At 66.4% G+C, this 20114-nt stretch carries 19 protein-coding genes; 6 read left to right on the forward strand and 13 right to left on the reverse strand.

What is annotated here, in order from left to right; genetic code table 11:
• From xylB to MF610_RS06570, 5 genes are all read right to left on the reverse strand, one after another.
• Positions 1-783 (reverse strand): D-xylose 1-dehydrogenase, encoded by a 783-nt coding sequence (gene xylB, locus MF610_RS06550; RefSeq protein ID WP_242194082.1) that lies wholly within the window; start codon positions 781-783, stop codon positions 1-3.
• Between the two features lie 21 nt (positions 784-804).
• Positions 805-1944, reverse strand: a complete 1140-nt coding sequence (locus MF610_RS06555) for a fumarylacetoacetate hydrolase family protein (RefSeq protein ID WP_242194084.1) — start codon at positions 1942-1944, stop codon at positions 805-807.
• Between the two features lie 10 nt (positions 1945-1954).
• Complete coding sequence (locus MF610_RS06560; protein WP_242194086.1) at positions 1955-3733, reverse strand: IlvD/Edd family dehydratase; 1779 nt, start codon at positions 3731-3733, stop codon at positions 1955-1957.
• Positions 3734-3794: 61 nt separating this feature from the next.
• On the reverse strand, positions 3795-5204 hold the full coding sequence (locus MF610_RS06565; protein ID WP_242194088.1) for a sugar porter family MFS transporter: 1410 nt from the start codon (positions 5202-5204) through the stop codon (positions 3795-3797).
• A gap of 162 nt (positions 5205-5366) precedes the next feature.
• Positions 5367-6422 carry a LacI family DNA-binding transcriptional regulator gene (locus tag MF610_RS06570; protein WP_242194090.1) on the reverse strand — a complete coding sequence of 352 codons (1056 nt, stop codon included), beginning with the start codon at positions 6420-6422 and terminating at the stop codon, positions 5367-5369.
• Between the two features lie 270 nt (positions 6423-6692).
• Here MF610_RS06570 and MF610_RS06575 point away from each other — a divergent pair, with 270 nt between their 5' ends.
• On the forward strand, positions 6693-8987 hold the full coding sequence (locus MF610_RS06575) for a glycoside hydrolase family 3 N-terminal domain-containing protein (protein ID WP_242195294.1): 2295 nt from the start codon (positions 6693-6695) through the stop codon (positions 8985-8987).
• Between the two features lie 954 nt (positions 8988-9941).
• Here MF610_RS06575 and MF610_RS06580 read toward each other — a convergent pair.
• From MF610_RS06580 to MF610_RS06600, 5 genes are all read right to left on the reverse strand, one after another.
• Positions 9942-10313, reverse strand: coding sequence for a tetratricopeptide repeat protein (locus MF610_RS06580; protein WP_242194092.1), 372 nt, complete (start codon positions 10311-10313; stop codon positions 9942-9944).
• A gap of 151 nt (positions 10314-10464) precedes the next feature.
• Positions 10465-10893 (reverse strand): ExbD/TolR family protein, encoded by a 429-nt coding sequence (locus tag MF610_RS06585; protein ID WP_242194094.1) that lies wholly within the window; start codon positions 10891-10893, stop codon positions 10465-10467.
• Positions 10894-10905: 12 nt separating this feature from the next.
• Positions 10906-11391 (reverse strand): ExbD/TolR family protein, encoded by a 486-nt coding sequence (locus MF610_RS06590; RefSeq protein WP_242194096.1) that lies wholly within the window; start codon positions 11389-11391, stop codon positions 10906-10908.
• Between the two features lie 74 nt (positions 11392-11465).
• Positions 11466-12260, reverse strand: a complete 795-nt coding sequence (locus tag MF610_RS06595) for a MotA/TolQ/ExbB proton channel family protein (protein WP_242194099.1) — start codon at positions 12258-12260, stop codon at positions 11466-11468.
• A gap of 86 nt (positions 12261-12346) precedes the next feature.
• A complete protein-coding gene (locus MF610_RS06600) occupies positions 12347-13042 on the reverse strand; it encodes a TonB family protein (RefSeq protein WP_242194102.1) in 696 nt (231 codons plus the stop codon).
• 223 nt (positions 13043-13265) lie between these two features.
• On the opposite strand from MF610_RS06600, the gene MF610_RS06605 reads away from it, so the two are divergent.
• The gene (locus MF610_RS06605; RefSeq protein WP_242194105.1) at positions 13266-14123 is read left to right on the forward strand and encodes a hypothetical protein; all 858 of its coding nucleotides are present in this window, start codon (positions 13266-13268) and stop codon (positions 14121-14123) included.
• A 96-nt stretch (positions 14124-14219) separates the two neighbouring features.
• On the opposite strand, the gene MF610_RS06610 is transcribed toward MF610_RS06605, so the two are convergent.
• On the reverse strand, positions 14220-14969 hold the full coding sequence (locus tag MF610_RS06610) for an SDR family oxidoreductase (RefSeq protein WP_242194108.1): 750 nt from the start codon (positions 14967-14969) through the stop codon (positions 14220-14222).
• Positions 14966-15337 (reverse strand): dihydroneopterin aldolase, encoded by a 372-nt coding sequence (locus tag MF610_RS06615; RefSeq protein ID WP_242194111.1) that lies wholly within the window; start codon positions 15335-15337, stop codon positions 14966-14968. Before MF610_RS06615 ends, MF610_RS06610 begins: the two co-directional genes overlap by 4 nt.
• 136 nt (positions 15338-15473) lie before the next feature.
• On the opposite strand from MF610_RS06615, the gene MF610_RS06620 reads away from it, so the two are divergent.
• From MF610_RS06620 to MF610_RS06635, 4 genes are read left to right on the forward strand one after another with little or no spacing between them, the layout of a single operon-like run.
• Positions 15474-15968 carry a GNAT family N-acetyltransferase gene (locus MF610_RS06620; RefSeq protein WP_242194114.1) on the forward strand — a complete coding sequence of 165 codons (495 nt, stop codon included), beginning with the start codon at positions 15474-15476 and terminating at the stop codon, positions 15966-15968.
• 41 nt (positions 15969-16009) lie between these two features.
• The gene (locus MF610_RS06625; RefSeq protein WP_242194117.1) at positions 16010-16573 is read left to right on the forward strand and encodes a DUF1285 domain-containing protein; all 564 of its coding nucleotides are present in this window, start codon (positions 16010-16012) and stop codon (positions 16571-16573) included.
• Positions 16570-17160, forward strand: coding sequence for a CoA pyrophosphatase (locus MF610_RS06630; protein WP_242194120.1), 591 nt, complete (start codon positions 16570-16572; stop codon positions 17158-17160). Before MF610_RS06625 ends, MF610_RS06630 begins: the two co-directional genes overlap by 4 nt.
• Complete coding sequence (locus MF610_RS06635) at positions 17151-18356, forward strand: CCA tRNA nucleotidyltransferase (RefSeq protein ID WP_242194122.1); 1206 nt, start codon at positions 17151-17153, stop codon at positions 18354-18356. Before MF610_RS06630 ends, MF610_RS06635 begins: the two co-directional genes overlap by 10 nt.
• Here MF610_RS06635 and MF610_RS06640 read toward each other — a convergent pair.
• Positions 18329-20065 carry a putative bifunctional diguanylate cyclase/phosphodiesterase gene (locus MF610_RS06640; protein WP_242194124.1) on the reverse strand — a complete coding sequence of 579 codons (1737 nt, stop codon included), beginning with the start codon at positions 20063-20065 and terminating at the stop codon, positions 18329-18331. The two genes, MF610_RS06635 and MF610_RS06640, sit on opposite strands and share 28 nt — an antisense overlap.
• Positions 20066-20114 lie beyond the last annotated feature (49 nt).

Below are 20114 nucleotides of genomic sequence, written 5' to 3' on the forward strand. Positions count from 1 at the left end.
TCACCGCCACCCTGCATCCACGAAAAAGCTGTGCCCGGTTATCAGCCGCGCGTCGTCGGAGGCAAGGAACAGGATCATCGCCGCGATATCGCCCGCGACCAGTCGCCCGTTCAGGCACTGTGCCTTGACGATCTCCGCCTCCCCCTCGGGCGTGTACCATTTCAGCTGGCGCGGGGTGCGGACATTGCCCGGAATGACACAGACCGATCGGATGCCGTCGCCGCCCAGTTCGCGCGCGAAGCTGCGGGTCAGCCCCTCGATCGCCGCCTTGGCGGTCTGGTACAGCGTCAGCTCCTCCAGCGCGAGGTGCCAGCTAATCGACCCCATATTGACGATCACGCCATGCCCCCGTGCCTTCATCCCCGGGATCACCGCCTGCGCGGCGAAGAACAGGTGGCGCAGGTTCACGCCCATGCGGTTGTCCCAATAGGCCTGGTCGACCTGTTCGATCGAATGGCGATCGTCGCTGGCGGCGTTGTTTACCAACACGTCGAACTCACCAGCCTCGGCGATCGCCGCCTGCAACGCCGGGATATCGGTCAGGTCGACGCGCTGGAACACCGGCGTCGGCCCGACGCCCGCCAACTCCTCCACGAGCTGCCGCGAATCGTCTTCGGCGATATCGAAGAAGGTGACGTGCGCGCCCTGCCGCACGAACCCTTCGACCACACCCGCGCCGATCCCCGATCCGCCGCCGGTGATGAGCACGCGCTTGCCGGCGAGTGATGGATAGCATGCGCGCGCCTCGGGCGCGATCGGGTAGGCGAAATCGTCAGGCGACATGGGCGTTTCCAGCAAAGAGGATCAGGCGGCGAGCAGGCCGCGGCGCGCAAGGTTGCGCATCAGGTCGCGAATGCCGAACGCCCATGGGTCGGCGGCCTTCGACGTGGTGACGGTGTTGGCGAGTTCGCCAAGCGCGGGGCAGGAGATGCGCACGACGTCGCCGGGCTTATGGGTAAAGCCCCGACCCGGTTCGTCGCGGTCCTGCACCGGCGCGAACAGCGTGCCCAGGAACAGGACGAAACCGTCGGGATATTGATGCTCCGACAGTGCCTGCCGCACCAGGTCTTCCGGATCGCGGCTGATCTCACGCATCGTGCTGGTCCCGGTCAGGACATAGCCTTCCGGCCCGTCGATGCGCAGGTCGACCACCGCGTCGCGGACCGTGTCCATCGTGAAGTCGCCGTCGAACAGACGGATGAACGGACCGATCCCGGTCGAGGCGTTGTTGTCCTTGGCCTTGCCGAGCAGCAGCGCCGAGCGCCCTTCGAAATCGCGCAGGTTGACGTCGTTGCCGAGCGTCGCGCCGACCGCCTTGCCGTTGCTGGTCGCGACGATCACGATTTCCGGTTCCGGGTTGTTCCACGACGAATCCGAACGGATACCAACCTCGGCACCCCAACCAACGGTCGAGAGCACCGGCGCCTTGGTGAACACCTCCGCATCGGGGCCGATCGCGACTTCGAGGTATTGCGACCACATGCCCGCTTCGATCAGCGCGGCCTTCAGTTCGGCCGCTTCCTTCGAACCCGGCTTCACCGAACGGATGCCACCGCCGATGCGCGCTTCCAGATCGCCGCGAATGCCCTGCGCCGCATCGGCATCGCCCCGCGCGCGTTCCTCGATCACGCGTTCCAGCGCCGACACGGCAAAGGTCACGCCTGCCGCCTTCACGCATTGCAGGTCGATCGGCGACAGGATCGGCGGATGCTCTCCGGCCGGATCGGCCAGCGCCGCGGTGTCGCACACCACCGGACCATCGAGTGAGGCGATGTCGCCGCGTTCCAGCAGGTCGGCGACGGTCGCGGCATGGGCCGATACGTCGATGACCTTGCCACCCTTCACCACCACCGGCGTCGGGCCGTCGACCAGTTGCATCCGCCCGACCAGCAACGCCTGGTCGTGATCGACCGGCAGCATCCGCGCGGCATGTTCGCTCTTCATGTCCGTTTCCTCAGTGATTGTGGCGCGGCGTCGTTTCCGACGTCCGGCGATATTTGAGCGCGAGGTCGAGGACGCCACCGTCACCCAGCTGGCCGACCTTCTCGCGGTAGATTTCTTCCCACGGCGTCTGGCTGGCCGGAACCGGCGGAACACCCTCGCCCTTGCGCCGCGCGATCTCTTCGTCGCTCACGAGCATGTCGCAGCGGCCATGGTTCAGATCGATGCGGATCGTGTCGCCGGTGCGCAGCCACGCAAGGCCCCCGCCCACCGCGCTTTCGGGCGAGGCGTTGAGGATCGACGGGCTGTCCGACGTCCCCGACTGCCGCCCGTCGCCGATCGTCGGCAGGCTCTGAATACCGCGCTGAAGCAACGCTGCGGGTGGCTGCATATTGGTCACCTCGGCCGATCCGGGCCAGCCGATCACACCCGCCCCGCGAATGACGAGGATGCAGTTCTCGTCGATATCCAGCGCCGGATCGTCGATGCGGTGGTGATAATCGTCTGACCCGTCGAACACGATCGCGCGGCCTTCGAAACAGCCTTCATTGCCCGGCTGCGACAGATAGCGTTCGCGGAAATCGGGGCCGATCACGCTGGTCTTCATGATCGCTACGTCGAATAAATTGCCCGACAGCACCAGGAAGCCGGCCTGTTCCTTGAGCGGCTGATCATAGGGCCGGATGACCTCGCGATCGGTCGCGACGCGGTGCGCAACATTCTCGCCCAGCGTCTTGCCAGTGACGGTTGCGACGCTGCCATCGATCTTGCCCGCCGCGATCAGTTCGCTGACCACAGCCGGCACCCCGCCCGCGCGGTGGAAGCGCTCACCGAGGAACCGCCCGGCCGGCTGCACATCGACCAGCAGCGGCAGGTCGTAGCCGAACTCCATCCAGTCGGACGGGCGGAGTTCGATATCGGCATGGCGTGCCATGGCGTGCAGGTGTGGATGCGCGTTCGACGAACCGCCGATCGCGGTGATCAGCGCGATGGCATTCAGGAACGACTGGCGCGTCAGGATCTTCGACGGCCGCAAATCCTCAAAAGCCATCTCGACGATGCGCTTGCCCGTCTCGTACGCGATCTGCCCGCGTTCGCGATACGGCGCGGGGATCGCCGCGCAACCGGGCAGCGACATGCCGAGCCCCTCGGCGATCGCGTTCATGGTCGACGCCGTGCCCATCGTGTTGCAATGCCCGGCCGACGGCGCCGACGCGGTCGCCGCCTCCAGAAACTCCTCCTCGGTCATCTCGCCCGCCGCCATCTTGCGTCGCGACCGCCAGATGACCGTGCCCGACCCGACCAGATCGCCGTCGTGCCAGCCATCCAGCATCGGCCCGCCCGACAGGACGATCGCCGGAATGTCGACGGTCGACGCCGCCATCAACCCCGACGGCGTGGTCTTGTCACACCCGGTGGTCAGCACCACCGCGTCGATCGGATAGCCGTTGAGGATTTCGACCAGTCCGAGATAGGCGAGGTTGCGGTCGATCGCCGCGGTCGGGCGCCGGCAATTCTCGAAGATCGGATGCGTCGGAAATTCCATCGGAATGCCGCCGGCCGCCTCGATCCCCGCCTTCACCCGCTTAACCGTTTCGAGGTGGATGCGGTTGCACGGCGTCAGGTCCGATCCCGACTGGGCGATGCCGATGATCGGCCGCCCGCTGGTCAGTTCCTTCGGCGTGATGCCGTAGTTCATGAACCGTTCGAGATAGAGCGCGGCCATGTCGAGCCGGCCTGGCGCGGCGAACCATTCGCGCGATCGAAACGGGCGGACGGGGGTGCGGGTCATTGTCGATACTCTGCCGATAGGAAAATGCCCCGCCCGGTAGCGCGGACGGGGCCGGGCCGGATCAGCCCTGCATGTCTTCCAGTTCCTTGCCCTTCGTCTCGTGAATGAACTTCTGGACGAGGAAGAAACTGATGACCGCGAACGCGCCATAGAAGCTGTAGGTGATGGTCAGGCCCAAGCCCGCCGCCATGACCGGAAAGCTCTGTGCGATCAGATAGTTGGCGAACCATTGCGCGAAGCCGCACACCGCCAGCGCGGACCCCCGCATCTGGTTGGGGAACATCTCGCCCAGCATGACCCACATGATCGGGCCCCAGCTGACGTTGAAGAACACGACGTACAGGTTCGCCGCAACCAGCGCGACGGTGCCGAGTTCGGCCGACAGCTGCAGCTTGCCGGCGGCATCGAGCGTGCCGTTATGGAAGCAATAGACCAGTGCCCACAGCGTCACCGCCATGCCCGCCGAACCAATCAGCAGCAGCGGCTTGCGCCCGATCTTGTCGACCAGACCGATGGTGATGAAGCACGCCGCGATCGAGACGAGGCCCGAGACGATGTTGATCTGCAGCGACTGGTCTTCGGTAAAGCCCGCCAGCTGCCACAGCGTCGCGCCGTAATAGAAGATCACGTTGATGCCGACGAGCTGCTGGAACACCGCCAGCAACAGGCCCGCCCACACGATCGGGCGAATGCCGCCCTTCACCGGGTCCATGATGTCGCGCAGCGCCGGCTTGTGATCCTTGCTGAACGACGCTTCGATATCGCGAACCTTGGTCGCGGCGGCGGCCGGACCGAACAGCCGGGTCAGCACGATGCGAGCTTCGTCCAGACGCCCCTTTTGCACCAGATAGCGGGGACTTTCCGGGATGAAGAGCAATGCGACGAGGAACACGGCCGCCGGAATCGCCTGCATCCAGTACATCCAGCGCCATGCCTCATAGCCGCCCCACCAGATCGAGGTAGAGGCACCGGCCGCATTGGCGAGATAATAGTTCACGACGAACGCGGCGGTCAGGCCGCTGATGATCATGATCTGCTGGATGGTCGTCATCCGCCCGCGAATATTGGCGGGGGCGACTTCGGAGATATAGGCGGGCGACAGCACCGATGCAGCACCGACCGCCATGCCGCCCATGAAGCGGGCGATGACGAACAGCATCTGGACATGGCTGAACCCCTGGATCAGCGCACCGACCAGGAACAGCACCGCGGCGAGCATCATGACCTTGCGACGGCCCATCGCATCGGCCAGCTTGCCGGCAAGGAACGCGCCGACGAAACAGCCGATCAGCAGCGAACCGACCGTAAAGCCCAGCCCGGCTTCGCTGAGCCCAAAGGCGCTTTTCAGCCCTTCCTGCGTTCCGTTGACCGCACCGCTGTCATATCCGAACAGCAAACCGCCGATCGTCGCCACTGCGACGATGGCGATGACAAGCGCGATGTTCACGCGCTCCCCGCTCGCCTCTACCATCCCCATCCACTCCCAAGCTCACTACCGTCACAACGGCGTGTTAGCGGTAACGGTGGCGAATTCTTCAGACAAATGCAAGCGCCGCCGACATTGGTGCGATGCGTTTTCGCATAAGCGCATTCCGCCGGGTGCTCAACCGGCGATCCGGGCGGGCGAATGTTCTTAGCGAGGTGCCGGCCCCGACGATTCGCGGACGACCAGTTCATGGTCCAGTACGCGGTCGTCGCCATCGTCATCGGCCAGCCCCGCCCGACGATCGCGGATCTGTGCCAGCAGCATTTCGACCGCCGTCTCCGCCATCGCCGCGATCGGCTGGCGGATCGTGGTGATCTCCGGCCAGGTCGTCGTCGCGAGCGACGTGTCGTCGAACCCCACGATGCTGACATCCTCCGGCACATGCAGCCCGCGACGATGCGCGACGCTGATCGCGGCTGCCGCCATGTCGTCGTTGCTGGCGAAGATCGCAGTCGGGCGGTCGTTGCGATCGATCAGCCGTTCCGCCGCATCGATGCCCGATCGATAGGTGAACAGCCCCTGTTCGACCGGCATGTCGGCGACGGCGAGGCCGGCGGCCTCGATCGCAGCGACGAACCCACGCCACCGTTCGCCGCTGGCACCGTTATTGGGGTTGCCACGCACGAAGCCGATGCGACGATGGCCCAACGCGATCAGGTGGTCGGTCATCGCCCGCGCCGCCGCGAAATCGTCGATTCGCACCGACGCCCGGCCCGCCTGCGCCCCCCCCACCGCCACTGCGACCGATGGCGTTCCCGCAGCATCCAGTTCGGCCTGCACCGCCTGCGCATCGGACAGCGGCGGCGGCAGGATCACGCCCTGCACCGGCGTCGATGCGAAGCGCCGCGCGGCCTCGGCCTGTTCGTCCGGCCCGTCGCCTTCGCACGGTTCGAGGACCAGGTGGCATCCCACCTTGCGCGCGCCTTCCAGCGCACCGATCAGGAAGTTCGACAGATACGCCATCGACGGGTTGGCATAGAGCAGCCCGATCTGCGCCGCCTCTCCCGCCGCCAGGCTGCGCGCCGCGCTGTTCGGCGAATAGTTGAGCTGCTCGATCGCCGCCAATACCGACTCGCGCGTCGATTGTCGGACGTTGGCGCCGCCGTTCACCACGCGTGACACCGTCATCGCCGATACCCCCGCGGTGCGTGCGACGTCCTGTATGGTGACGTTACCACCGCTGCGGCGACTAGGCTTTTCCATGGATCGTGACGGCTCCTTCCCGATGCTGATTATGAGCCGCCCGTCATGATTGCAAATCGCGAGTCGGTTGACGCAGCGGTATCGGGCGGATAGCTGATAGCGCTACCAATAACGGTGACGGCACTGCCGGACGCCGACTGTCCTGGGAGAGAGATCGTGACCCTAGCGTCCAAGCCCGTTCGCCTTGCGCTCGCCTGCCTGCTGGCGACCGCCGCGACCGGCACCGTCATCGCGCAAACCCGGCCGACCCGCCCCGCCGCCACCGAACGCATGCTGTACAAGGACGCGTCGCAGCCGGTTGCGGCGCGCGTCGAGGACCTGCTGCGGCGGATGACGCTGGAGGAAAAGGTCGCGCAGATGATCGGCATCTGGGAAAAGAAGGGCGATATTCAGGACGCGCAAGGCAATTTCTCGGCGGCCAAGGCGTCGCGCGCCTTCCCCAACGGCCTGGGGCAGATCACCCGTCCGTCGGACAAGCGCGGCGTCACGGCCAGCAACAACGCGGCCGGCGTCGCCGCCGATGCGGTCAACCGCACCGCGCAGGAAACCGCCGACTATATCAATGCGGCGCAGCGCTGGGCGGTCGAGAACACCCGGCTCGGCATCCCGATGATCATGCATGAGGAAGCGCTGCACGGCTATGTCGCGCGCGGCGCCACCAGCTTTCCCCAGTCGATCGCGCTCGCGTCGAGCTGGGACCCGGCGCTGGTCGAGCGCGTGTTCGGCGTGGCGGCGCGCGAGATGCGGGCGCGCGGCGCCAACCTTGCGCTGGCCCCCGTCGTCGACGTCGCGCGCGATCCGCGCTGGGGCCGGATCGAGGAAACCTATGGCGAGGACCCGGTGCTGGTCGGCGAAATGGGCCTCGCCGCGATCCGCGGGTTCCAAGGCACGACTCTGCCGCTCGCGCCGAACAAGGTGATGGTCACGCTCAAGCACATGACCGGCCACGGCCAGCCCGAAAACGGCACCAATGTCGGCCCGGCCAACATCTCCGAACGCACCCTGCGCGAAAATTTCTTCCCGCCGTTCGAACGCGCGGTGAAGGAACTGCCGGTGCAGGCGGTGATGGCGTCGTATAACGAGATAGACGGCATCCCCAGCCACGCCAACAAATGGCTGCTCGACGATGTGCTGCGTCGCGAATGGGGCTATAAGGGCTCGGTGGTCAGCGACTATTTCGCGATCAAGGAACTCAACACCCGCCATCATCTCTACGGCACCGACATGGCCGCCGCCGGCCGCCGCGCGCTGGATGCCGGCGTCGACATGGAACTGCCCGATGCCGAGGGTTGGTCGACGCTCGCGCAGATGGTGAAGTCGGGTCAGGTCCCGCAGGAACAGGTCGACAATGCGGTGCGCCGCATCCTGACCATGAAATTCCAGATGGGGTTGTTCGAAAACCCCTATGCCGACGCCCGTACCGCAGAGGCTAAGACCGCGACGCCCGACGCGATCGCGCTGGCGCGCGAAGCCGCCATCCGTTCGGTCGTGCTGCTTAAGAACCAGAACAATTTGCTGCCGCTCGATCCGGCAAGGGTCGGCAAGATGCTGGTCGTCGGCACCCATGCCCGCGACACCCCGATCGGCGGCTATTCCGACGTGCCCCGCCACGTCGTCAGCGTGCTGGAGGGCATGCAGCAGGCGGCGCAAGGCCGCTTCTCGGTCGATTATGCCGAGGGCGTGCGCCTGACCCGCAGCCGCCAATGGGCCGCGGACAAGGTCGAACTGGTCCCGCCGGCGGAAAACGCCCCGCTGATCGAGGAAGCCGTGCGCAAGGCCGCGCAAGCCGACACGATCCTGCTGGTGCTGGGCCAGAACGAACAGCTGAGCCGCGAGGCGTGGGCCGATGCCCATCTCGGCGACCGACAGAAGCTCGACCTGATCGGCGAGCAGAACGAACTCGCCCGCCGCCTGTTCGCGACCGGCAAGCCGGTGGTGGTCGTGCTGCTGAACGGCGGCCCGCTTGCCGCGACCTATCTCGACGCGACCGCGCCGGCGATCGTCGAGGGTTGGTATCTGGGTCAGGAAACCGGCAACGCCGTCGCCGATATCGTGCTCGGCCGCGCCAATCCGGGCGGCAAGCTGCCCGTCTCGGTCCCGCGCAGCGAAGGCCAGCTGCCGATCTTCTACAACCACAAGCCGACCTCGCGCCGCGGTTACCTGTTCGACAGCACCGCGCCGCTCTATCCGTTCGGCTATGGCCTGTCCTATACCAGCTTCACCGTCGGCGCGCCGCGGCTTGCCAAGGCGACGATCGGTCGCGACGAAAGCGTCCGGGTGTCGGTCGATGTCGCCAATACCGGTCGCCGGGCGGGCGACGAGGTCGTGCAGCTCTATGTCCATGACGACGAAGCCAGCGTGACGCGACCTGTCCTCGAACTGAAGCATTTCCAGCGCGTGACTTTGAAGCCCGGCGAGCGGCGGACGGTGACGTTCGACCTGAAACCCGCCGACCTCGCCTTCTGGAACGTTGACATGCAACGGGTCGTCGAACCCGGCACCTTCACGATCAGTGCAGGGAACAGCTCGACCCAACTGAAGACAGCGACGCTGACGGTTCGGTAGGCTGTTTATCCCGAAGCGATCGGTTCGCGCCAAGGCGAACCGGTCGCTCGCGCGCGTTCTGTTACGGGCGGGCGGCGCCGTTGCTCGGACGAAATTCCCCGAGCGGATGTGTTCTACGGAGCATGTGCGCTGGTCTTCATCACCCCGAAATTGCTCTGATACAGTCTCTGCCGAACCAGACACGGGCAAGGTCAAATGATGTTCCGGGTAACGAAGGCCGGCACGAAGAATGCCATGCGTACCCGAAGCCCTGTCGCACTTCTTACAATGATAAAGTTTACCAAGCCGCCGCCGACGCATCAAAGTCAAAGATGATGTGTCGGCGAAGGCAGCGCTGCATCCGCAATGGTTCGATGCCGACAGTTGCAGAAGGCCCGCAGCGGGGTATCCGGTGCTGCGATCACCAGCAGGCGGGAATTCCGCCAATCCATCCACGCGTGAGAGCTAGCAACGACGCGTCGATGCTGTTTAGTCCACCGTCTTGCCCCTGACGCGGTGTCCTTAGACGTGGAGCCGGTTTGAAACCGATTGACGTTTGGCCTTCCCGACAACCTTAAAGCCTCGATCAGGCGGGGCACCACTTCGGTCACTCTGGACTTGATCCGGGGTCCCGCTTCTTCTCGACCACAGTTGAAGGGACTCCCAGAAGCAAATCCGGGTAGGGATATAATTCGCCAAGCAACCGAATATTGATCCGATCTCGCGATGCGGTCCGCCTGCGCCGCTTCACGTCTGCGGAGGACCGACGTGGATGACGAGCGAGGAATCGTGGATTGAGCCAATACCGATATTTAAGCGCTCGATCATGGGCGAACGGCAGCGCTGACAAGCGGGGAGACATAACCGGTATCGGTTTCGCGACACGATCTGCCGCGATCGTGCGGGAGAACCCAGTGTGCAGAAACGCAGCGACCCGGCGACGCCATTGGCGCCACCGGGCCATGCTCCCTACGCCTAGCGCGAGGTCAGCTGCAGAGTCGCGGGGCGATCCAGCATCCGCAAGCCGCGGCGCGCAACGTCATGCGCGCTGGCAACGCGAGCCGACGGCAGCACCAGCGAGGCATCGTCCGCCGCCAGAACCTTGGCATAGAGCGCACGCGCCGCATCGGGGCGCTGCGTCATCGCATAAACGGCGGCAAGGTTGAGCAGCACTTCCGGCTCGCGATTGCCTGCGCGCGTTTCGCGCTCGAGGCTGCGTTCGGCCGAGGTGAGGTTGCCCGCGGTGATCGCGGCATAGGCATATTGCGCATCCTGGGCGTTCGCGCTGGTGGCGATCCCCATCACCGCCAGCGCCGAGCCAAGCAGTGTCAAAGTTCCGATTCGCATGACATCATCTCCTATTTGTTACATCGTGATGACATCAATGTTTCACTTTTAAGACCGTTGCACAAGCGCTCCGCTCTGCAGGCAGAAAAAAAGGGGCGGCCGAAGCCACCCCTTGGGTATCCCCGGCCGAGGCCGGGCTAGGTCCGAACGATCAGAAGTCGGCGCGATACTGTTCGTTGCCGACGAAGCCGAGCTTCGTGACGTTCGCGCGCTTGATGATCGCCAGCACGCCGTCGACCACTTCGTACCGCGCCGTCGCGTCGGGCTGGAAGTGGAGTTCGGGCTGCGGGCTCATCGCCACGGTCTGATCAAGATACTGGGTCAGCGTGACCTCGTCGACCGGCGCACCGTTCCAGAAGGTCTGGCCCTGCGCATTGATCGAGATCTTGTTCTTTTGCGGGTCGATATTCTGCTGCGGCCGGTTGTCCGGCTGTGGCAGGTCGACCTTCACCGCGTGGCTCTGGATCGGGATGGTGATGATAAACATGATCAGGAGCACGAGCAGCACGTCGATCAACGGCGTCGTGTTCATATCCATCATCGGTTCGTCGTCGCTGCGACCGCCGCTACTCATTGCCATGTCAGGCTACTCCTATTGACGCGCGCGCGGCGTGGTATTGGGGTCCGGTTCGGAAATGAACCCGACCTTGGTGAACCCGGCCGACTGCATCGTGTAGATGGTACCACCGATGCAACGGTACGGCGTGTTCACGTCGCCACGGATGTGCACTTCGGGCAGTTCGAGGTTCGGGTTACCGATGCCACCCTGACGGGCCACTTCGTCTTCCAGCTTCTTGACCGCGCGGGTGCGCAGTTCGTCCGCATTCACCCGGGTCAAACCCCAGTACACGGCGCATTCGCCGCCAAGGCCCTGCACCGACAACGAGACGTTTTCGGGCTTGGTCGTCGTCGGTTCGAATACGACCTTCGGGACCTTGAGGCCGCTCACCTGCTGGACCACGACCGGAACCGCGATCAGGAAGATGATCAGCAGCACGAGCATGACGTCCACGAGCGGCGTGGTATTGATGTCCGAGAGGGGGGCTTCATCGCCGCCGCCGCCAACACTCATCGCCATGAGGCTATCCTATCCACTTCTACTCAATCGAACCGCCGGGACCGTCAGGCCCCGGCGGCATCAGCGCCGTGCGATCAGACGCGCGGTGCGGTCGGCACGCCACCGGCCTGGCCGGCGGTGGTGCTGCCGACTGCCGGCTTGGCAACCGGCGCCGGGCCGCGAGCCGCGACGGTCGGACGAACCGCACCGTTCGAGGCGAGGTAGCCGAGCACGTCGTTCGAGAAGGCCGACAGGTCTTCCGAGATCGACTTGTTGCGGCGCTGTAGCCAGTTGTAGGCGAGCACGGCCGGAACCGCGACGACCAGGCCGATGGCGGTCATGATGAGCGCTTCACCGACCGGACCGGCGACGTCACCGATGGCGGCCTGACCGGCGGCACCGATCTTCACCAGCGCGCGGTAGATACCGACCACGGTACCGAACAGACCGACGAACGGCGAGGTCGCGCCGACGGTCGCGAGGAAGGCGAGGCCGCCGTTGAGCTTCGAGTTGATCGACGCTTCCGAACGGGCCAGCGAGCCGTGCAGCCAGTCATGCGCTTCGACCGGATCGGTCAGCTTGCCATGCTGTTCCTGCGCGGCGAGGCCGTCGTCGACGATCTGGCGATAGGCCGAGTTCTTGTCGAGCTTGGCGGCGCCTTCGCGCAGCGAGTTCGACTGCCAGAAGGTGGCGCGGACGCGCTTCGCCTGGTTCATGATCTTCTGCTGTTCGAACAGCTTGGTGAAGAGGATGTAGAACGAGCCGACCGACATGATCACCAGGATGCCCAGCGTGCCGAACGCGATCGCGCCGCCCTGCTGAAGCGCTTCCCAGAAGCCGAAGTTCGGAGCTCCGGCAGGGGCGCCGGCAGCAAGAATGGGGGTGAGCATCGGATAGTTTCCTTAGAGCTGATATGTTCTTGAAGAATAATGCCCCGGGCCGCCCCGCGCCGTACGTGGCGCGGAGGACGCCGGAATTACCGGTCGGCCGGCAGCTTCCAGGTGAAGCGCAGCGTCTTGGTACCACCGAACGTCGGTCTGCCTGCGGCATCGAGCGCGGGGGTATAACGGCCGCGCGACGTCACCAGACGGCAGGCGGTACGATCGAGCGTCGACGAACCCGAACTGGACGACACGCGGCAGTTTTCGATCCTGCCGGCAGCGTTCACTTCGAACGTCAGACCGCTGACGCCTTCTTCCTCGGCGTTGAGCGCGCTCGCCGGATAGTCGGCGTCGGTCACCCACGAACCCGGATTGCCCTTGATACCGGCGGCCTTGCTGATCACCGGCGCGGGTGGCGCAGGTGGAGCGGCAGGCGCGGGCGGCGCAGGCGGAGCGGCGATCGGCACCGGATTGTACGTCGGCGGCGGCGTCGTCACCGACTGGATCACCACCGGCGGCGGCGCCTGCGTACGAACGATCGGCGGCGGCGTCACGACCGGCGGCGGCGACTGCGGCTGCGGCTGTTCGGGCGGCGGCGGGGGAGGAGGAATTTCCTCCGGCGGGGGTGGCGGTTCCTCGACGTCGAACGTCTCGGTATCCTCAGTCACCTTCTTCACATATTTGTAGGCAAGGCCGGAAATGAACGCATAACCGATCACGACGTGGAGAATCCCCACGATGATCAGCGCGACGATCCGGCCACTACCTGCTTTTTGGTCAGCGTAAGCCATTCAGCAACCAAACTCCTCTAGCCCGGTACATTGGGTCGGTCCGTCCGGCGGAAACCGGCACGCAACGACCGTCGTGTCCGGGGCTACGCGGCATTCCGGACGCGATTGTCTATCGCGGCCTTTTAAACGACGCAAACGCTTTGTCGGACGAAACAATCGTACAATCGCGCCATTACCGAAATAAGTCTGTAACCACGGTTTTCCGGGGGGTAAGAGCGGTTGCATGAAGCGCAATCCGACCGCCGCCCTGGCCATGACGTTCAGTTTGATGGCTTGCTCGCCCGTCATCGCCCGACAAAACGCCCCGTCGCCTGTTACCGCTACCGCCGATTCGGGCGTCGCCTATGCCCGGCTGGCCCGACTGGCGCTGGAGAGCGATATCGTACTGGACATCACGATTCGCTCGGTCGCGCGCATCGCGCCGGCCGAGGCGACCGGGCTCGCGCCGGGGCATGTCCGCTTCTACGTCACCGCCGATGTCGGTGCGTTGATTCGAGCGGGCGGCCCCCTGCCCGCGCGGATCGGCTATCTGGTTGACGTGCCGTTCGACCCGCGCGGCCGCGCACCCAATCTCAAGCGGCAGCGCGTCATCGCCTTTGCCCGCGCCGTCGCCGGGCGTCCCGATCAGGTACAGTTGGTCACGCCCGACGCGCAATTTGCGTGGAGCCCGACGCTGGACCAGCGGGTGCGCGATGTGGTGCGTGAAGTCATCGCCCCCGATGCGCCGCCGACGATCACCGGCATCGGCAATGCCTTCCACGTCCCCGGCACGCTGCCGGGCGAAGGCGAAACGCAGATTTTCCTGAAGACCGCGACCGGCAATCCGGTGTCGCTGCTGATCCTGCGCCGACCGGGCGAAGAGCGGCGCTGGGCGCTGTCGCTGGGCGATATCATCGACGAAGCGGGCGGCGCGCCGAAGCCCGATACGCTGGCATGGTACCGGCTGGCGTGCGGCCTTCCCGATACGCTGCCCGAGCCGAGCCTGCAGTCGCAGGAGGAGCCCAACGCCGCGATCGCGCGCGAGGACTATGCGTTCGTGCGTGAATCGCTGGGCCAGTGCGAGGATGGACGCGCCGGCTGAGGCCGACACTGCGGTTTCGGACGGACTAGGCGGACGTCATCCCGCGATCCGACTGCGGTCAGTTCGCATCTAGCCGGAAAGACGAAGGCACCGCGACTAGCGCGCCAGATGGACGAAATCGCGTTCGTACCGCACCAGTCCCGCACCGCCGTCGACGAACACCACCTGCCCGGTCGACGCCGCCGCACTGGCGAGGAACAGCACGGCATCGGCCACCTGATCGGCGGTCGGCAACCGTTCGAGCGGCATCATCGCCGCCAGCCGGTCGAGCTGCCCCGGCAGATAGTCGCCGGTCGCGAGCGTCAATCCCGGCGCGACGCCATTGACCCGCACCGCCGGTGCCAGCGCCAGCGCCAGCGTCCGCGTCGCTTCGGCCAGCGCCTGTTTCGACAGGGTATAGGCGAGCTGATCGCGGTGCGGATGGGCGATCCGCTGGTCGAGGATATTGACCACCGCCTGCCCCCCCTGCCCGGCCAGCGCGGTCGCGAGCACGAACGGCGCGGCGGCGTTCACCGTGAAATGCGCTACGAGCGACTCGGGAGACGGCAGCGCATCGTCGTCCGTGCGAAAGCAGGATGCGTTGTTGACCAGCAGGTCGACCCGCCGGCCGAACTGCGCCGCAACCGCCGGGATCAGCGCCGCCGTCGCCGCGCCGTCGCTCAGGTCGGCGGCGAAACATGCATGCCGCGCACCGGCGGCGACGATCGCCGCGACGATCGCGCCATCGGGTTCGCCGTCCCGCGTCGCGTGCAGCGCCACGTCATGCCCCGCCTCCGCCAGCCGGACCGCGATTCGTCCGCCCAGCCGCCGGAAGCTGCCGGTGACCAATGCCAGCGGGCGGCTCACCGCCGATGCCGAACCATCGTGACGCCGATCGATTCGCCGGCTTCGGCGATGGCGAGCTTCACGATGCGGATCTGGACCCGCTGCACCCGCGGATCGGACAGGAACAGCGTGTCGACGATATGGTCGGCAACCCCCTCGATCAGCGTGAAATGCACGCCCTGCGGCAGCGAGGTCGTCGCCGCCTCCTTCAGGTCCATATAGCTTTTCGAGGCCGATAGCGGCGTATCGGGCGTAAAGCGTTCGGGGCAGTCGAGGTCGACCGTCATCGAAATGCGCAACGGTTGCGGCAGATGAGTTTCCTCGGAATAGATGCCCGTCAGGACATGTACTTCGACGTCATGGACTTCCAGTTGGAGCGAATCGCGCAAACGGCACCTGTCACAATAAGGGAATGTCGGCGCGATAGCAGATGGCGGCGGACACGTAAGCGTCCGCATCTTCGTGCTTGTACCCCGGAGCCTGCGCGGTACAGGCGCCAGAACCGCACACCGAATGGACTTGGCCTTGCCCGACCTGTTGCCGCTTGCCCGAATTGCCCAAAGCGACGTCGAAGCGCTGCTCGACGCGGCGTTCGGGGTCGATCGGCATCGACGCACCGCGTACCGGGTGCGTGCCGGGCTGGTGCCGATCGATGCGCTGAGCTTCGCGATGGTCGAGGATGGCCGGCTGATCGGCTGTATCCAGTGCTGGCCGGTGCAGCTCGATGGCGACGATGGCAACGCACTGCCGCTGGTGATGGTCGGCCCGGTCGCGGTCGCGCCCGACCGGCAGGGCATGGGGATCGGCGCCAGGTTGATGGCGAAATCGATCGCGGCGGCGGGGGATGCCTTTCTGATGCTGGTCGGCGATCCCGACTATTATACCCGGTTCGGCTTCACCGCGGAGCGGACCGGCGGGTGGCGCATGCCCGGCCCCTACGAAGCGTACCGCATCCTGGCCAAGGGACCGGTGCCGATCGCGTCGGGCATATTGGCGCCGCGCGTCGCGTTGGCGGCCTGAACCCCTTGTCGGCGGCGGCGCGTCCGAGCTAACGGCATCCCATGTCCATGCAGCCCCCCAATGATTTCGCATCGATGTCGCTTGCCGAGGTCGCGCGCCTTGCCGCCGAGGCGAAGCTGCCGCCGGTCGAGCGCTGGAACCCGACGCATTGCGGCGACAGCGAGATGCGGATCGCCGCCGATGGCAGCTGGTTCCATCAGGACGCCCCGATCACCCGGGCGGAAATGGTGCGGCTGTTTTCGACCATCCTGCGCCGCGAGCCCGACGGGTCGCACGTGCTGGTGACGCCGGTCGAAAAGCTGTCGATCGCGGTCGACGACGCGCCGTTCGTCGCGGTCGAGGCGAAGCTGTCGGGCGAGGGCGAACAAAGCCGAATCGCATTCCGGCTGAACACCGACGAGTTGATCGTCGCCGATGCCGAACATCCGATCCGGATCGAGGGGACGCCCGATGCCCCGCGCCCCTATCTGCGCGTGCGCGGCGGCATGGACGCGCTGATCGCGCGGGCGGTCTTCTACGAACTGGCCGAGCGGCTGGTCGCCGGACCGGACGGCGCGCAAGGGTTATGGAGCGACGGCGCGTTCTTCCCCTTCGCCCCGGCATGACGCTGGCGCAGCGGCTGCGCGAGCGGCTGGGGGCGCCGGCGGGTCCGCTGCTGATCGGCGACCTGAACGGCGAGGCGCCGATGCCCGATACGGGCTGGCGACAGGCGGCGGTGCTGATCGCGGTGACCGATCGGACCGAACCGGGCGTGCTGCTGACGCAGCGGACCGGCGACCTGCGCACTCATGCCGGACAGGTTGCGTTCCCCGGCGGTAGCATCGATCCGACCGATGACGGCGCGACCGGCGCGGCGCTGCGCGAGGCGTGGGAGGAAATTGCCCTGCCGCCGGAGCGTGCCGAGGTCGTCGCGACGCTCGATCGCTATCATACCGTCACCGGGTTCGAGGTGACGCCGGTGCTGGCGGTGGTGCCGCCCGACCTGCCGCTGATCGCCGCCCCGCTGGAGGTCGATGCGATCTTCGAAGTGCCGCTCGCCTTCCTGCTCGACGCCGCCAATCATGGTCGGGGCAGCCGGTGGTTCGAGGGGCATGAGCGCCATTATTACGAACTGCTCTTCGCCGAACGGCGCATCTGGGGTGCGACGGCGGCGATGATCGTGAACCTTGCGCAAAGACTGACATGGCCGTGACCGAACCCGATACCCTGCCGCCCGCCGCGTGGATGACGCGACCGGGGCTCGACCGCATCGCCGCCGCGCTGGGCGCCGACGAGGGCGCCGCGCGCTTTGTCGGTGGCGCGGTGCGCGATACGCTGCTGGGGCTGCCGGTGTCGGACATCGACGTCGCGACGATCCATCCGCCGCAGGAGGTCGTCCGCCGGCTGCAGGCGGCGGGGATCAAGGCGGTGCCGACCGGCATCGCCCACGGCACGATCACCGCGGTGGCCAGGGGCACGGTGGTCGAGGTCACGACGCTGCGCCGCGACGTCACCACCGACGGACGCCATGCCGAGGTCGCGTTCACCGACGACTGGCAGGCCGATGCCGCGCGCCGCGACTTCACGATGAACGCGCTCTACGCCGACATGGCGACCCATCGGCTGCACGATTATTTCGGCGGCGTCGCCGATCTGCGCGCCGGGCGGGTTCGGTTCATCGGCGACCCGCTGCGCCGCATCGCCGAGGACCATCTGCGCATCCTGCGCTTCTTCCGCTTCCTCGCGCGGTTCGGCGATACGCCCGATGCCGCGGGGCTCGACGCCTGTATCGCGCGCGCCAACGACCTGATGGCCTTGTCGCGCGAGCGGATCGCCGATGAATTGCTCAAGCTGCTAATGGCGCGCGATGCGGTGGCCGTACTGCGGCTGATGACCGGGCATGCGATCTGGTCGCCGGTCCTGCCGGAGATCGACCCGGCGGCGGTCGAGCGGCTGGCGGCACTGGTCGCGGCGGAAGCGGCGGGGGGCATCGCGCCCGACCCGATCCGCCGGCTGGCGGCGCTGCTCGACGCCGGCAATGCCGAAGGCGTCACCGCGCGGCTGAAACTGTCGAATGCGCAGCGCAAGCGGATCGCGACCGCGCTCGGCCATGATGCGGGTAGTCCGCTGGCGCTCGGCTATCGGCTGGGCGTCGAGGGGGCGGTCGACCGGTTGCTGCTGGCGGGCGACCACCCGGCGGCGGCGCGGGTCGCGGCATGGCAGCGCCCCACGCTACCGCTGTCGGGCGGGGCGCTGGTCGAACGCGGCCTCGCACGCGGTCCCGATGTCGCGCGGGCGCTCCGGCAGGTCGAGGAGCGGTGGATCGCGGAAGGCTTCCCCGACGCGACGCGCACCGCCGCGATCGCCGACGACGTGGTGGCTCAGGCGTTGCGGTCGAGCAGCAACTGATACGCCGCCTCAGCATCGACCGGCCGCGAATAGAAATAGCCCTGCCCGAACGCGCAGCCGAGTGCGACCAGCGTATGCTCCAGCTCCTGCGTCTCGATCCCTTCCGCCGTCGTCCGCATTCCCAGCGCCTGTGCGAGGCTCAGGATCGCGCGGACGATCGCCACCTTGTCGCGATCGGCCAGCATGCCGGTGATGAAGCTGCGGTCGATCTTAAGCTTGTCGATCGGCAGCTTCTGAAGATAGGCGAGGTTCGAATAGCCGGTGCCGAAATCGTCCATCGCGATGCTGGCACCCAGGTCCTTCAGCGCCAGCATGGTGTGCAACGTCCGGTCGGGGTCGACCACGAACGCGCTTTCGGTCAGTTCGATCGTGAAGCGGTCGCCGCGCAGCCCATGGCGGGCCAGGACATCGGCGAACATCGCCTCGACATTGTCGCGCTGGAGCTGCACCGCCGACAGGTTGACGGCCATGCGCGCGCCGCTGTCCCCGCCCAGGCGCCGGTCCCATTCCGCCAGCGTCCGGGCCGCCTCGTCCATCGCCCAGCAGCCCAGCGGCACGATCAGCCCGGATTCCTCGGCGACGGGAATGAACGCGGTCGGTGAAATCTCGTCGCCCTCGGGCGTCCGCCACCGTGCGAGCGCCTCGAAACTGTTGATCCGCCCGTTCGACAGATCGCAGATCGGCTGGAAGGCGAGGCGCAACTGCCCCTCCTCCAGCGCGTGGCGCAGGCGGGTCTCGATCGAGAACTGGTTGCGCACGATATCGAACAGGTGCGGGCGATAGACTTCGGTCTGACCGGTGCGCTTGGCCCGCTTCACCGCGAACTGCGCGTGGCGGATCATGTCCTCCGCCTCATCATCGGCGTCTTCGCCCAGCGCGATGCCGATCGAACATTCGATGCGGATGCTGAAATCGGACAACTGGAACGGCTGGACCAGCGCCTGTTGCAGTCGCCCGGCGACCTGCAACGCGTCGGCGGGGCCTTCGCGCAGCCCCAGCAGCACCGCGAATTCGTCGCCGCCGGTGCGGGCCAGCAGGTCGCAGCCGCGCAGCACCCCCTTCAACCGGCGCGCGACCGAGATCAGCAATTCGTCGCCCGACAGCGATCCCATGCAAGCGTTGACGCGGCTGAACCGGTCGAGATTGACCACCAGCACCGCATAGCGCGCGCGCTCGACCGCCGCGATCATGTCCTCGACCAGATCGGCAAAGCCCGTGCGATTGGGCAGGCCGGTCAGCGAATCGGTGCTCATTTCGCGACGCAGGCTGGTTTCGGTGCGCTGTTCGGGGGTCTGGTCGACCAGCGACATGATACAGCGCGGCGTCTGCGCCGATTCGGGGCGCCGGGCGAGCGTCACATCGTAATGGCGGCTGTCCACCGCATCACCGAGGCGCAGCGCCATGCGCCGCCGGATATCGCGCGATTGCAGAAAGGCGGTTACCTGCTCCGCCAACTCGTCGAGCAGCGCACTCCGCCCCTGTGGGGTGCTGAAGCCCGCGGCGCGGAACGCCAGGTTGGTCGCTTCGAACGCGATCGCGCCATCGCTCAGCGATACGACCGCGGTCGGCACCGGCAACAGGTCGAGGACCGGTTCGCGCGGGTCGACGGCCAGCGGCACGATATCGGCGGACGCACGGCCACGCACCGGCAGGTCACCGGAAACGGGCTGCGTCCTGAACGCCGAAAATATCTGCCGACCGAAAGCCATTGCGGTCGGTATGGCGCATGGAGGTTAAGAGCTTCTGAAATCGGATACG

The organism is Sphingomonas hankookensis (assembly GCF_022664465.1).
In the GTDB taxonomy this organism is placed as follows: domain Bacteria; phylum Pseudomonadota; class Alphaproteobacteria; order Sphingomonadales; family Sphingomonadaceae; genus Sphingomonas; species Sphingomonas hankookensis.

Excerpts from the sequence above, each read along its gene's own strand:
- xylB (WP_242194082.1), bottom strand. The coding sequence starts at position 783 with ATGTCGCCTGACGATTTCGCCTACCCGATCGCGCCCGAGGCGCGCGCA.
- MF610_RS06555 (WP_242194084.1), bottom strand. The coding sequence starts at position 1,944 with ATGAAGAGCGAACATGCCGCGCGGATGCTGCCGGTCGATCACGACCAG.
- MF610_RS06560 (WP_242194086.1), bottom strand. The coding sequence starts at position 3,733 with ATGACCCGCACCCCCGTCCGCCCGTTTCGATCGCGCGAATGGTTCGCC.
- MF610_RS06565 (WP_242194088.1), bottom strand. The coding sequence starts at position 5,204 with ATGGTAGAGGCGAGCGGGGAGCGCGTGAACATCGCGCTTGTCATCGCC.
- MF610_RS06570 (WP_242194090.1), bottom strand. The coding sequence starts at position 6,422 with ATGGAAAAGCCTAGTCGCCGCAGCGGTGGTAACGTCACCATACAGGAC.
- MF610_RS06575 (WP_242195294.1), top strand. The coding sequence starts at position 6,693 with ATGCTGTACAAGGACGCGTCGCAGCCGGTTGCGGCGCGCGTCGAGGAC.
- MF610_RS06580 (WP_242194092.1), bottom strand. The coding sequence starts at position 10,313 with ATGCGAATCGGAACTTTGACACTGCTTGGCTCGGCGCTGGCGGTGATG.
- MF610_RS06585 (WP_242194094.1), bottom strand. The coding sequence starts at position 10,893 with ATGGCAATGAGTAGCGGCGGTCGCAGCGACGACGAACCGATGATGGAT.
- MF610_RS06590 (WP_242194096.1), bottom strand. The coding sequence starts at position 11,391 with ATGGCGATGAGTGTTGGCGGCGGCGGCGATGAAGCCCCCCTCTCGGAC.
- MF610_RS06595 (WP_242194099.1), bottom strand. The coding sequence starts at position 12,260 with ATGCTCACCCCCATTCTTGCTGCCGGCGCCCCTGCCGGAGCTCCGAAC.
- MF610_RS06600 (WP_242194102.1), bottom strand. The coding sequence starts at position 13,042 with ATGGCTTACGCTGACCAAAAAGCAGGTAGTGGCCGGATCGTCGCGCTG.
- MF610_RS06605 (WP_242194105.1), top strand. The coding sequence starts at position 13,266 with ATGAAGCGCAATCCGACCGCCGCCCTGGCCATGACGTTCAGTTTGATG.
- MF610_RS06625 (WP_242194117.1), top strand. The coding sequence starts at position 16,010 with ATGTCCATGCAGCCCCCCAATGATTTCGCATCGATGTCGCTTGCCGAG.
- MF610_RS06630 (WP_242194120.1), top strand. The coding sequence starts at position 16,570 with ATGACGCTGGCGCAGCGGCTGCGCGAGCGGCTGGGGGCGCCGGCGGGT.
- MF610_RS06635 (WP_242194122.1), top strand. The coding sequence starts at position 17,151 with ATGGCCGTGACCGAACCCGATACCCTGCCGCCCGCCGCGTGGATGACG.
- MF610_RS06640 (WP_242194124.1), bottom strand. The coding sequence starts at position 20,065 with ATGGCTTTCGGTCGGCAGATATTTTCGGCGTTCAGGACGCAGCCCGTT.